Here is a 13,823-nt window from a genome sequence, read left to right as displayed (position 1 = left end):
AGGAAATGTTATGAAGAGGCTGAAAAACAAATGCTTTTCATCTTATGAGTGGATGATCGCTTTTCGTTATATGATTCCCAATAAAAAACATGTCGTTGCATCTGTTATTTCAATTATTTCTCTTATTGGGATTATGTTGGGCGTATTTGCTCTGGTTGTTGTTATGGCGGTGATGAATGGCTTTCGTACAGAACTTCTCAATCGTATTCTTGGTATGAATGGGCATCTTATTATTCAAACAGTTGATTCTGGTTTTTCTGATTATAAGACTCTTATTTCTTCTTTAGAAACTACAAATGGTGTGAAGTTTGCTTTACCTGTTATTGAAGGTCAAGCGCTTGTTCAAGGTGAAGTTCAAGGTGGCTCTGGCGCGTTAGTTCGTGGTATGCGCAAACAAGATCTAGAAAAGCTTAAAACAGTCTCTCAAAACATTAAATTAGGATCGATTTCTCGGTTTGATCAAGAAGAAGGTGTTGCAATTGGAAGTGGCTTAGCAGAAAAATTAGGACTGACAGTTGGAAGAGATATTCGTATTATTACTCCTGATGGTGATGAGACTCCTTTTGGCGTTACCCCACGTGTGAAAGCTTATAAAGTCGTTGCTATTTTTGAAGTTGGTATGTCTGAATATGATTCAATATTTATCTTTATGCCTCTCCATGAAGCACAAATGTTTTTTAATTTGGGAGATAAGGTTCAGTCTTTGGAATTATTTCTAAATGATCCTGATGCTGTTGATCAAATAAAACCTGTTGTAGAAAAAGCAGTTGAACAACAGGTCTATTTAATTGATTGGCGTACACGCAATCAGGCTTTTTTTTCAGCCTTACAGATTGAACGAAATGTTATGTTTTTCATTCTTTCTCTGATCGTTCTTGTTGCTGCTTTAAATATTATTTCAGGGCTGATTATGCTTGTAAAAGATAAAAGTCATGATATTGCAATTTTACGCACGATGGGGGCTCAACAGAGTGCAATTTTGCGTATATTTATCATTACAGGAATGATGATTGGTTTTATTGGAACTATATTGGGTTTAGTTTTAGGTGTTATCGCGACCGCGAATATTAATCGTATCCAAGATTTTATATCTTGGTTATTTAATGTCGACGTTTTTAATCCTCAACTTTATTTTTTAACAAAATTGCCTGCACAAATTGAGTGGAAACAGACCATCTTGGTTGCTATGATGGCTTTATTCTTGTCGTTTCTTGCTGCTCTCATTCCGGCATGGCGTGCTGCTAAGCTAGACCCCGTACAAGCTTTGAGGTATGAATAATGACAGCTATTTTAGAGCTTGTAGAGATTGAGAGACACTTTTTCGAGAGCCATAAGCCGCTCATTGTTTTAGATAAAGCGAATTTTATTCTTAATCGTGGAGAGCTTGTCGCACTTGTTGCACCATCTGGTGCTGGAAAATCAACACTTCTTCATATTGCTGGATTATTAGAAAAACCAACAGCTGGTGATGTGATGTTACGGGGTGTTTCTTGTGCAAAGCGCTCTGATAGTGAGCGAACAGCTATAAGACGGAATGATATTGGTTTTGTTTATCAATTTCATCATTTACTTCCAGAGTTTACGGCGTTAGAAAATGTCATGATACCGCAAATGATAGCAGGATTAAAAAAATCTATAGCAGAAGATCGTGCGCGCAAATTATTGACGTATCTGCGTGTTTCTCATCGTGCGAACCATCGTCCCTCAGAGTTATCGGGAGGAGAACAACAACGTGTTGCTATTGCACGTGCAGTAGCAAATGGCCCTTCGGTTCTTTTGGCTGATGAACCTACAGGAAATCTTGATCCAGTAACTTCAGCTTATGTCTTTCAAGCTTTATCTATCCTTGTTCGTCAGTCGGGTCTTTCTGCTCTTATTGCAACACATAATTACGCTTTGGCTAAGCAAATGCATCGTCGAATTACACTTAAAGAACAAAAGATTATAGAACTTCCTTAAAGCAAGGTACAAATTTTATACGACTAATTGAATAGTTTATATTACTTTATTCAAGGAGATTTTTTATGACAGTTTTTGTCGTTGACAAAAATCAATTAGATGCTCGTCGTCGTCGATTGATTTTTCGTGCATGGCATCGCGGTATTCGTGAAATGGATCTCATTTTTGGACATTATGTCAATGCTCATATTACTGGGATGAATGATAGAACGCTCTCTGAGCTTGAGTATATTATGTCTTTTGATGATCGTGATTTACTGACATGGATTACTGGAGAAATTTTGCCCCCCTCTGAGGTTGATAGTCCACTTTTTCGTGATATTGCCAATTATCGTACTTGCTTAAGTTATTAATCCTGATGCCTATATTTAAAAAAATTGTTATTCCCAAAAATAATTCTGTTCGTATGATTTTAGATGGCGTTACTGATGGATTTGAAGCCTTTGCGCTTGCTAAATTAAGTTCAGAAATTGCACAAGGTAAACCGCTCCTCTATGTTGTCCGTGACGGAACAAAAATTGTGCATTTACAACAAGTTTTAAATTTTATTGAGCCCAATTTACCCGTACTTCAATTTCCTGCATGGGATTGTTTGCCTTATGATCGTGTGTCACCAGGAATTGCTGTTATGGCACGTCGACTATCAGCATTGGCACACATAGCAAATTTACGTAAAGATCCACATCCTGCAATTATATTAACAACAGCAAATGCGATTATGCAGAAGCTACCTCCTCGTGAAATGATAGAAGCTCAGCTTATTCACGCACGTGTTGGCCAGCGCAATAACATGGGAAATCTTATTCAATTTCTAGAAACTAATGGTTTTGAACGCGTTACGGTTGTCCGTGATGTTGGTGAGTTTGCTGTAAGAGGAGGAATACTTGATATCTTTTCTCCGATGGATGTTGAACCTTTACGTCTTGATTTTTTTGGAGATACCCTAGAAAGTATCCGCGTATTTGATCCAGAAAATCAAAGGACAACAGGCCAAAAAACTGAGCTTTTATTACAGGCAATGAGTGAGGTTGTTCTTACACCAGAACGTATCAGTCGTTTTAAAAGCAATTATACCCGTACATTTGGTGTATCACAAAAAAATAACATGCTTTATGAAGCAATTTCTCAAGGTCGGCGTTTTGCCGGTATGGAACATTGGCTTCCATTTTTTTATGAAAACCTTGATAGCTTTTTTGATCATTGTGGCAAATTACCGATCGTTTTTGAGCATCTTATAGAGGAAGTCTTTATTGAGCGCTATCGTCTTATTGAAGACTATTATAACGCGCGCAAAGAGCGCGAAAGTGATGAAAAAAATTCTACTTCTTATCATCCAATAGATCCTAGTCTTTTTTATTTAACGCCAGAGCGTGTTTTGGAAGGTGCGCAACAATCTTCGCAGCGTATTGATTTTTCGCCTTTTAATGTTCCACAAAGTTTGGAACAAACTGTTATTCACACCAATGTTAAACAAGGATATGATTTTGTAAAAGAGCGTAATGCGCAGGAAAAAAATGTTTTTTCAAGTGTTATTGATCATATCGCATCTTTACGCGCTGCTGGTAAAAAAGTGCTTTTAGCGTGTTGGAGTGAAGGATCTCTCAATCGTTTGTTACAAGTTCTCGATGAGCATGGATTGAAAAAAATAGATGTTGCAAAATCTTTGCAAACAGTCAAAGCAACACCTCGAGATCGCATATTAGCAGCTGTTATCATGATAGAACATGGTTTTGTGGCTGAAGATTTGGCTATTATAGCAGAGCAAGATATCCTTGGCGATCGTTTTATAAGATCGCCAAAGCGGCGTAAGAATAATACAAATTTTATTTCTGAAATTTCTGCTTTAAATTCTGGTGATATTATTGTGCATATCGACCACGGTATTGGCCAATTTGTTGGTCTTAAAACCATCAGAACCACTGGAATTTTACGAGACTGCCTTGAAATTAGATATGCTGGAGGTGATTTACTCTTTTTACCTGTTGAAAATATTGAGCTTCTCTCACGTTATGGCTCAGAAGGAACAGAGGTAACTTTAGATAAATTAGGAGGTGTTGCTTGGCAAGCACGTAAAGCTCGGCTTAAAAAACATTTATTGGAAATGGCAGGGCAATTAATCCGTATAGCTGCAGAGCGTATGACTCGTGCTGCGCCTGCTTTACTTCCACCAATTGGACCATTTGATGAGTTTGTTGCTTGCTTTCCCTATGAAGAAACGGAAGATCAAATGAATGCAATTGATGCTGTTTTGGACGATCTAGCCTCAGGTAAGCCGATGGATCGCTTGATATGCGGTGATGTTGGTTTTGGAAAAACTGAGGTAGCCATTCGAAGTGCTTTTGTTGCAGCATTAAATGGATATCAGGTTGCTGTTGTTGTACCGACAACTTTGCTTTCACGTCAACATTACAAAACATTTATTTCGCGTTTTCAAGGATTACCGGTTAAAATTGGACATGCTTCGAGGCTTGTAAAAGCGAAAGAACTTGCACGAGTAAAAAAAGGTGTTTCAGATGGTACAATCGATATTGTCATTGGAACCCATGCATTATTAAGTGGTGCAGTTAATTTTTTACGGTTAGGCCTTCTTATCATTGATGAGGAGCAGCATTTTGGTGTCAAACACAAAGAGCGTTTAAAAGAGCTTAAAAGTGATATTCATATTCTCACACTTTCAGCAACTCCCATACCACGCACTTTAGGGTTAGCTTTATCGGGTGTACGTGAACTTTCATTGATAACAACCCCTCCCATTGATAGAATGGCGGTTCGTACTTTTATTTCACCCTTTGATGCACTTGTTATACGAGAGACCCTGCTTCGAGAATATTATCGTGGTGGACAAAGTTTCTATGTTTGTCCTCGTATTTCTGATCTGGCTTTTGTAGAAGAATATCTCAAAACACATGTGCCAGAACTGAAATTCGTTGTGGCTCATGGACAAATGCCGGCTGGACAACTTGATGATATCATGAATGCATTTTATGATGGACAATATGATGTGCTGCTCTCAACAACCATTATTGAATCAGGTCTTGATATTCCAACAGCTAATACCCTAATTGTGCATCGTGCTGAGATGTTTGGTCTTTCTGCCCTTTATCAGTTACGTGGTAGGGTAGGACGTTCAAAACAACGTGCGTATGCTCTCTTTACATTTCCTGCTGGTAAAGTTTTAACAACTGCTGCTGATCGCCGTCTTAAAGTGTTACAATCTCTTGACACCTTAGGGGCCGGTTTTCAATTGGCAAGCCATGACATGGATATCCGCGGTTCAGGCAATTTTTTAGGTGAAGAGCAATCGGGGCATATCAAAGAAGTTGGATTTGAACTCTATCAAAAAATGCTTGAAGAAGCTGTTGCTGAATTAAAAGATGGAGAGCTAAATGAAGATAAGCAATGGTCACCTCAAATTTCCCTTGGTACAACAGTGATGATACCAGAAAGTTTCGTGCCTGACTTATCATTACGTATGGGACTTTATCGTCGTTTAACAGAGCTTGATGGTTTAGAACAAATTGATGAATTTGCAGCGGAGTTAATTGATCGTTTTGGTCCTTTGCCCCTTGAGGTTCAACATCTTCTTAAAGTCTTTCATATTAAAACATTGTGTCGAAAAGCACATGTAGAAAAATTAGATGTTGGACCAAAGGGGATTGTCATACAGTTTCGTAATAACTATTTCGCAAATAGTGTTGCCCTTGTTCAGTGGGTGGGAAAACAAGGTTCAATGGCAAAAATTCGTCCAGATCAAAGTATCGCTCTTATTCGTGATTGGTCCTCAGCGGATGAAAGGCTTGTTGGAGCAGCGAATATTATGACACAGCTTGTCGAAATGGCAGAACAACATTCTGTTTAAAAAATATCTTTATTATTTCAGAACTGTTACTCATTTTTATAAAATCATTCTATAAAAACAAACAGTTATTGATTTTGTATAAGAATAAAATTTAAGTTTATAATAAAGAACCCTTTATATATTTATTTGGTTTTTATTATATACGTATTGATATAATGAAGAAAATAGATTAGACGGTTGGACCGCATTAAATAGCACTTGCATATAATAAGCTAATAAGCTCCTGTAAATTTTTTAGAAAGAAAAAATTTAGGTAAAGATAGCATGCTTTCTTCATTACAAAAGTGTCTAACTATCGTCTTTTTATTACTCACTTTGATATATGGCGTAAAAAACGCTCACGCTGAGTTATCTTCTGATGAACAATACCAACATTTAAAAAACAAAAGAAAGAATATTAAAGAGAGCATACAATTTATTGAAGAAAGTATGTCTCATTTGGATATTTGGGAAAAAAATATTTCTAAAGCAGAGTACTATGAGCGTTTGCAGGAACAGAATAAGTTATACAAAAAACTGAAAACTCTGAAGAATGAATATTATAATCTTGGTTCGAAATTACAGGATGTAGCTGAAAAAAAACAAAAAAATATCTCTAGAATACATATAGCGAGAGAGTACGAAGTAGGGGAGTATGAAGAAAAGTTGATTAAAACAAAAGACTATTTAAAAAAAACTCAAATGTTTAATGAATGGGGAATGAATGAGAAAAGTGGAGGTGATGATGAGATAATGAAAAATTATCTCATGTTTATTATTGCTTGCAACACGTTAGCGGATATATTGCAGAGTGATATAGGTGCTATTTTGCGCAAAGATTTTGATTGGAAAGATAAAGATTTTAGTTGGGCTAAAGGCGCAAATAATTCAATAAGTCCTAGTTTAGTCAGGGATATTAAAGAATTACTAACAGATGGCTCTTATAGTTATGAAAAACAAATATTTGACGATATAAAAAATAGTCTTACAGGAGATAATTGGTTTGTTAAAAATGCACCTGAGCTTTGTAGAACCATTAAAGAAGTACATAATATAATGCTGCCAAACAAGAAAAAGAATATTATAGATCGTATGCGTTCTCATGTTGAAAAATTATTCAATTAAAAATTATTGTTTGATTTATTTAGAAGTATATTCAAAATAGAAAAATACTTAATTTTTCGTAACAGTATAATTTAGAAAATTCATAAAAAATTATGCTATAAGAATATCCAATTAAAAATTTATTCATATAAATACAGAGAAATTAAGATGATATACTAAATAATAGTTAAAATATGTTATTAAAATATATTTTATTTTTTTGTTTTAATTATTATTTATAATAAAGTAATTTTATACACATAAGATATTATCTATTGTTCTTATCATATAAGATTTAATATATATATATATATATTAAATAATAAACTCATATATCTTTTTATGTTTTCTTTTTATGCATAATTTTTTGTGCTTGTAGTTTTTTACTTTTATCTGATTAATTATTTTAATGACGATACATCTCATATCATAAATCTTGTTTCATTAATACGATAAGAGAAATATTTTATAGCTCTAAGTTGTGTTATATAGGAAAACAAAATGATATTTTGAATTCATTTTTTCTTAAAACTTAAATCATTAACGATTTATATCTTTGATGTTGTGAAAGCTGAAAATAATTTATCATTTTAGAAGATTCTTTTATTTGAGAAATAACTTAAAATAAATTGATAAAAGCTACATTTTTTATTCACGTTATAAAGCTGAGAGATGATATTTGTACAGAGGTGCAATAATAGATGTATAATATATAAGCATAAATTTATTATGGCTTTGGGCACGTGAGATGATTCATAGGGGGGTATTCCTTTGTTCAGTAGTTTTATTTATAAAACTAACTCTGCTTGTGATGTACAAGTGGATAAATTTTATTGATTCAATATAAGAGAGGTTTGCGCTATTAAGATCTTTCATACAATATAGAAATAGAAATAAGATAAATTATTATTATAAATTAATATGTTATTATATTTTAAGAAAGTTTATTATAAATAAAATATTTTCAGCAGTTATAGATTTTCTCTCTAAGAAAATGTGTTGTTTAATTAAGAAAAAAGCACTTCTTTAGTAACGTATTTTTAAACTAAACTTTTTAGTTAAACGCTATGGAATATAAAATTTTTATTACAAAAGCGTATCATCATTGTTTTGTAAACAAGGGAAGAAAATTGTTCATTAGCAAAAAGTTCTCTTACAATTATGCAGAAATTTTAGACAATCAGTGGTTTTAATTCATTAAATGTTTCAATAATATCGTAGATGATTTTGTTTTTGTGTATCACACGAGGCACATAAGGAAAACAGTAAAATTTATCTGATATTTTGGAGCTTCATGCATTGCAACAACCTGTTGCTAAGGCTCTATAAGCTTAACATGAAGAGTAATAAATGTAAAAAGTTTAATTAGTAAGTTTTTTAGAGTAGTATTAGACTTTATTTTAATTAATATTTCAATATTGATTCGTTTGTGTAATCTTAGTTTAAATGCACAGAGGTATTTTATAGATAGATTATATCAAATACCAATGTGATGAAGAGGGGAATTATATGGGTGTATAAAAATAGAATGGCTCATCGTATTTTTTCTCTAAATTTGACTTTTTTTTTTATATTGAAGTAAAAATAGTAAAATTAATTGTTATTTCATTATAATTTAATAAATTTAAGTTGGAATTACATTTAATATTTTTTTTAAAGTTACTTAAGAGCGCGTTGAAAGGATTAACTTAATCATGTCGCATAAAAATGTTTATTCTGCTGTTTCAGTATTAGTTGGAGCCGCTGCCCTTTTTCTTATAGCTGGTATTTCTGCAAATGCGCAAACTTTATCACAAGGTTGGTACAAAGTTTGCAGTAAGCAGCATGATGTTGATATTTGTAATACAATGAATACTGTATTATCGAATACGGGACAACCTTTAACGGCTTTTAATCTTGTTGAAATAAAAGGGAAGCAAAATGAAAAACGTATAGGTATTCAAGTACCTACTGGGCGTTTTTTGCCAGAAGGTGTTCACATTAAAATCGGTGACGAGTTCTCTAAAAAAATTCCTTATATTATTTGTAATGGACCAAGTTGTATTGCTAATGATGTCTTAGATGATAAGCTTATAGCAGCTATGAAAAGTGGAACAAAAATGGTTGTAACCACAGTTAATTTTCGTGGTTCAGCTAATCCTATTGAATTTTCTCTTAATGGGTTTACAGCAGCCTATACCGGTCCTGGTATGGAGGAAAAAGATTTTCAACAAGAACAAATAAAGCTGCAGCAAGCCATTCAATCAAAGCAAAAAGAAATTGAAGAGCGTATGCGGGCTGAGCAAGAAAAAGCAAAACAAAAGTAATAAATCCACACTATAGAATTGGTTGAAACGTTTTCTATAATTGTTTATTTGAACCGCCACAGTTTTCTGTGGCGGTTTTTTTAATCCTTAATTTTTCGAAAGAATTCTGCGTTTCCACCAACCAATACGTTCAGTTTTGGAAGAATCATTAGGCGTTGATGAAATAACAACGGATTGATTAATTGTTTCTTCAATTTTGGAAGGAGAGGTTTCTACAACTTCCTCCATCTCGATTACAGTTTCTTGCTCTAATATTTTTTGTATTTGCGTCTCTTTAGAAGATGATTTTTTACGTGTTCCACGTGTTGATTTTTTACTCTTTTCAAGAGCTTTATCTTCTACCTCATGAATAGATTTGTCTGCTTTTTTTGTTTTAGCTTTACGCATCGAACTGGTTGTAGGTTTTTCTTCAAGAGATTTTTGTTCTGCAACATTTTGATCATTCTCTAAAGAAAGCTGATTTTCTACTACTTTTGAAGAACGTGTTTTACGTTTTTTAGGTTTAATACTTGTATCAATTTTTTCAGATTCACCCTGTTGTTGTATATCTAGAGCTTGTGTATTATTTGTTGTTTCTTCAAGTTCAAAAGATTTAGTAGGCGAAATACGACGTTTGCGATGCGCTGCTTTAATTTCTGCCAAAGCTTGCTTAGCAAAATCTCCCACTGGTTCTGCGTAAGGAACGCGAATCTGATGAAAACTATTATCTTGATTGCGTCGACCACCACGACGTCCTCGACGACGTCCTCGACGATAAGAATCATCATTCAAAGTATCTTCTTTTTTATGAACGTTGGAGAGAGAATGATCAGTAATTTCACCGTGACGATTTTTGCGCCTACGCTTTTGGTTTGTTTCAATGGGAGAAGGATTTTCAATAGATTCACTCTTTATGAAAACAGAATCTTCAATTTCTTGCTCATTGGCATCTTCCAATGAAGATCGAGAAATGCTCTCTGCTATTGAGCCTTTAGAAATAACAAGATGTTGCGTTCCAATACTATCATCTGCTTCAATACTAATATTAAGCTTAAAACGAGCTTCTAAATTAACAAGAATGTTGCGTTTATGATTTAATACATAAAGCGCTGTTGCTACGGGTGTGCGCACGATAATATTATATTGCGAATTATGAAGAAGATATTCTTCAATTGAGCGCATGACATGTAACGCAATGGATGATTCAGAACGTATATTTCCTGTTCCTGCGCAATGCGGGCAGGGCTGTGTTGTACTTTCTAAAACCGATATGCGAATACGTTGACGACTCATTTCTAAAAGGCCGAAGTGTGAAATATGACCTACTTGAATACGAGCACGATCGTTTTTTAAACAATCTTTTAATTTTTTTTCGACCAGCTTCACATTGCGTTCTTCAAGCATATCAATAAAATCAATCACAATTAAACCAGCAAGGTCACGCAAGCGTAATTGCCGCGCTACTTCTTCAGCAGCTTCAAGGTTAGTTTGTAAGGCTGTCTTTTCGACAGAGAATTCTTTCGTGGAGCGGCCAGAATTTACGTCAATAGCAACAAGTGCTTCTGTTTGATTAATAACAAGATAACCACCAGATTTTAAAGAAACTTGTGGTTGCAACATTTTATCAAGTTGAATTTCAATATTATTTCTTGCGAAAATGGGTGTAGGATCACGGTAAGGTTGCACAACTTTTGCATGACTTGGCATGAGCATACGCATAAAGTCTTTCGCTTCACGATATCCTTGGTCTCCAGAAACAAGAATTTCACTAATGTTCTTATTGTAAAGATCTCGTATAGAACGCTTGATGAGATTGCTTTCTTCATGGACAAGGCATGGCGCCGTTGACTCGAGTGTCAAAGTGCGAATAGTATCCCATAACCGCATAAGATATTCATAATCACGTTTAATTTCAGCTTTTGTTCTATTGGCACCAGCAGTTCGTAAGATAACGCCCATACCTTTTGGAACAGCTAATTCTTTTACGATTTCTTTAAGACGCTTACGGTCTTGTACGTTCGTAATTTTTCGTGAAATACCACCACCACGTGCTGTGTTGGGCATTAGAACAGAGTAACGACCTGCTAGAGATAAATATGTTGTAAGGGCAGCACCTTTATTACCACGCTCTTCTTTGATAACTTGTACCAACAAAATTTGACGTCGTTTAATGACTTCTTGAATTTTATACTGGCGCCCCTGTTTTCTTTGATAAATTGGGAGCTCTTCACGGATGTCCTCAGCACCGACCATTTCGATCTCATCATCAGAGATATCGGCATTTAATGCTTCTTCTGTATTATCAATTATTGTCGCTTCAGATGTGATGTCACTTTCAATATCGGCTGCTATGACATTGTTTTTTCCATTTTTTTTTGTTCTTCTGGAGCGTTTTTTATTTTTAGTTGCTTCTTCCGTAAAGGTATCTACAGAATTTTCTCCTATAGCTGCTTTTTCCTCTTCTTCAAGAAGAGCAAGTCGATCAGCAATAGGAATTTGATAATAATCAGGATGAATTTCAGAAAATGTTAAAAAACCATGTCGGTTTCCACCATATTCAACAAAAGCTGCTTGGAGAGACGGTTCTACACGCGTAATCCGTGCGAGATAAATATTCCCCTTGAGCTGTTTTCTATGTTCTGATTCAAAATCAAGTTCTTCAATTTTGTTGCCGTGAACAACAACAACACGAGTTTCCTCCGGATGGGAGGCATCTATAAGCATTTTGTTTGACATAAGTTAATATCCTGAAGGCGACATGCACAATTTTATTCAAACGAACGCTATAACTATTCGTAAACATAAAAGGCTGTCTGCCATAAAAGGGAGGTACCAGAAAAACAGGACGGAACACCACGTGCAGAGGCATGACTGCATTTACACCATTTCTCATCATTATTTCCATCTGTTTTTTATGACTCATATTTCTTAAAAGTCTCCGGTAAAATAATCTTTAAAACAGTTCGGATATCCGAACCAACGAATCTTAAGTAATGCAATCCTAATATTATAACATAGAAATTTTTCATCCATAAAAAAGTCTCAACGCATAATAGGCAAAAAACCTCTAAAGACAACTTAATATGAGTTACAGATAATTTAGATGACTATTATCAGCTAGGAAGCATAAATATTCTTTTATGTTGATATCGTGCGTTTGGCAAGTAACAATGTAAATCATGTATAATTATAATATCTTTATGACCTTAATTTCGTTTTTGGGTGTTTATTTAGCTTTTATTGAAAAATAGAGAATAAATTGGTGTATCATTTTATATAACCAAGATAAATTATTACAAAGGTAATGTAGAGTATTTTGCTTATGATAAGAGTTTTTTTTACCAAAAAGCTGAAAACAGCTTATGGGGATGTTATTGTGCTCGTCACATACTTTTTATTATCTTTTTTTCTACTCCAAACCAGTGTTCAAGCCGCAGATCCTCTGAGACTTATTAATTTTCGAACCATTGGTGATAGTGTTCATACGCGTATTATTGCGGTTTTTAATTCAAAACCAAATGTTCGTTTACAGATTTTGGACAGGCCAGCACGTTTGGTTATCAATTTACCTACAATTGACTTTTCGATGCAAAATACGCCTTTAAAGAAACGGAATACATTATCCGTTATGCTTTCAGATGTACGTTATGCTTTCTCTGATATACAGACTTCACGCATTATTTTGACAAGTAAAACGGCTTTTGTGGTTGAAAAAAATGTCGTAAAAAAATTAAATAATGGTTTATGGCAGTTGCTAATTGATATTCGTAAAAGTACACAAGAAAAATTTGATGAGATATTAAAAAAACAGCAAAGAAGCAATTTTGATACACAAACACAGTTAATGCCAGCATATAATTTCCGTGTTGTTCTTGATCCTGGTCATGGTGGTATTGATGGTGGTGCACGGGGTGTTACTGGAATTTTAGAAAAAGATGTGACTTTAGACTTTGCGCGTGCATTGCGAGACGAATTACAAAAGGATTCTCATATTACCGTTGCTTTAACACGAGATTCCAATATTTTTTTAAGACTAAGTGAAAGAGTTAAAAAAGCGCAAGAGTTTGATGCTGATCTTTTTATATCTATTCACGCGGATACGATTGATTTACATTCTCTTCGCGGTGCTACAGTGTATACCATATCAGACAAAGCCTCTGATGCCATTGCAAAATCTTTAGCTGAAAATGAAAATAAAGTTGATTTGCTTGATGGTTTGCCTGCAGATGAAACGCTCGAAGTTACAGATATTTTGATGGATCTTACACGACGTGAAACACATACATTTTCGGTTAATTTTGCAAATAGTGTTATTTCAAGTTTATCAAAGAATCATATTAACTTGATTAATAACCCACATCGGTATGCTAATTTTCAAGTTTTAAGAGCTTCAGATATACCCTCAGTCTTGATAGAGATAGGTTATTTATCCAATAAAGAGGATGAAAAGTTATTAAATGATCCTCATTGGAGAAAACAAATGGCAGCCTCTATTGCTCATTCTATTCGTCAATTTGCTGATTATAGGCAGAAAATGATACAGCCTCTTTAAATTTGTGAGAAAATAGAGTATCAGTATGGGCTTCTAGTGTACCTAGTATAAATAAAAGATAGAAAACAATTTCTCTTGATCTCAA

General features: G+C 34.3%; 8 protein-coding genes. 7 read left to right on the top strand and 1 reads right to left on the bottom strand.

The window, feature by feature from the left end; all coding sequences use genetic code 11:
• Positions 1-10 precede the first annotated feature (10 nt).
• The 6 genes from ACFILU_RS01745 (at position 11) to ACFILU_RS01720 (ending at position 9,207) form a co-directional block, all read left to right on the top strand.
• Positions 11-1,279 carry a lipoprotein-releasing ABC transporter permease subunit gene (locus ACFILU_RS01745; protein ID WP_375674472.1) on the top strand — a complete coding sequence of 423 codons (1,269 nt, stop codon included), beginning with the start codon at positions 11-13 and terminating at the stop codon, positions 1,277-1,279.
• Positions 1,279-1,959, top strand: a complete 681-nt coding sequence (locus ACFILU_RS01740; RefSeq protein ID WP_273791269.1) for an ABC transporter ATP-binding protein — start codon at positions 1,279-1,281, stop codon at positions 1,957-1,959. The genes ACFILU_RS01745 and ACFILU_RS01740 overlap by 1 nt, the downstream gene beginning before the upstream one ends.
• Positions 1,960-2,024: 65 nt before the next feature.
• The gene (locus ACFILU_RS01735) at positions 2,025-2,312 is read left to right on the top strand and encodes a succinate dehydrogenase assembly factor 2 (protein ID WP_375674470.1); all 288 of its coding nucleotides are present in this window, start codon (positions 2,025-2,027) and stop codon (positions 2,310-2,312) included.
• Positions 2,313-2,317: 5 nt separating this feature from the next.
• Complete coding sequence (gene mfd / locus ACFILU_RS01730) at positions 2,318-5,818, top strand: transcription-repair coupling factor (RefSeq protein ID WP_375674468.1); 3,501 nt, start codon at positions 2,318-2,320, stop codon at positions 5,816-5,818.
• A gap of 264 nt (positions 5,819-6,082) precedes the next feature.
• Positions 6,083-6,922 carry a hypothetical protein gene (locus ACFILU_RS01725; protein ID WP_375674467.1) on the top strand — a complete coding sequence of 280 codons (840 nt, stop codon included), beginning with the start codon at positions 6,083-6,085 and terminating at the stop codon, positions 6,920-6,922.
• A gap of 1,673 nt (positions 6,923-8,595) precedes the next feature.
• Positions 8,596-9,207 carry an invasion associated locus B family protein gene (locus ACFILU_RS01720; protein WP_273791265.1) on the top strand — a complete coding sequence of 204 codons (612 nt, stop codon included), beginning with the start codon at positions 8,596-8,598 and terminating at the stop codon, positions 9,205-9,207.
• Between the two features lie 87 nt (positions 9,208-9,294).
• On the opposite strand, the gene ACFILU_RS01715 is transcribed toward ACFILU_RS01720, so the two are convergent.
• On the bottom strand, positions 9,295-11,922 hold the full coding sequence (locus ACFILU_RS01715) for an Rne/Rng family ribonuclease (protein ID WP_375674465.1): 2,628 nt from the start codon (positions 11,920-11,922) through the stop codon (positions 9,295-9,297).
• 586 nt (positions 11,923-12,508) lie between these two features.
• Between ACFILU_RS01715 and ACFILU_RS01710 the strand changes: the two genes are divergently transcribed.
• The gene (locus tag ACFILU_RS01710) at positions 12,509-13,738 is read left to right on the top strand and encodes an N-acetylmuramoyl-L-alanine amidase (protein WP_375654465.1); all 1,230 of its coding nucleotides are present in this window, start codon (positions 12,509-12,511) and stop codon (positions 13,736-13,738) included.
• Positions 13,739-13,823: the final 85 nt, after the last annotated feature.

This window comes from Bartonella sp. CL100XZDX, from assembly GCF_042195375.1.
Classification (GTDB): Bacteria; Pseudomonadota; Alphaproteobacteria; order Rhizobiales; family Rhizobiaceae; genus Bartonella.
This window is presented reverse-complemented; position numbering and strand designations above follow the sequence as displayed.

Excerpts from the sequence above, each read along its gene's own strand:
- ACFILU_RS01735 (WP_375674470.1), top strand. The coding sequence starts at position 2,025 with ATGACAGTTTTTGTCGTTGACAAAAATCAATTAGATGCTCGTCGTCGT.
- ACFILU_RS01745 (WP_375674472.1), top strand. The coding sequence starts at position 11 with ATGAAGAGGCTGAAAAACAAATGCTTTTCATCTTATGAGTGGATGATC.
- ACFILU_RS01720 (WP_273791265.1), top strand. The coding sequence starts at position 8,596 with ATGTCGCATAAAAATGTTTATTCTGCTGTTTCAGTATTAGTTGGAGCC.
- ACFILU_RS01710 (WP_375654465.1), top strand. The coding sequence starts at position 12,509 with ATGATAAGAGTTTTTTTTACCAAAAAGCTGAAAACAGCTTATGGGGAT.
- ACFILU_RS01740 (WP_273791269.1), top strand. The coding sequence starts at position 1,279 with ATGACAGCTATTTTAGAGCTTGTAGAGATTGAGAGACACTTTTTCGAG.
- ACFILU_RS01725 (WP_375674467.1), top strand. The coding sequence starts at position 6,083 with ATGCTTTCTTCATTACAAAAGTGTCTAACTATCGTCTTTTTATTACTC.
- mfd (WP_375674468.1), top strand. The coding sequence starts at position 2,318 with ATGCCTATATTTAAAAAAATTGTTATTCCCAAAAATAATTCTGTTCGT.
- ACFILU_RS01715 (WP_375674465.1), bottom strand. The coding sequence starts at position 11,922 with ATGTCAAACAAAATGCTTATAGATGCCTCCCATCCGGAGGAAACTCGT.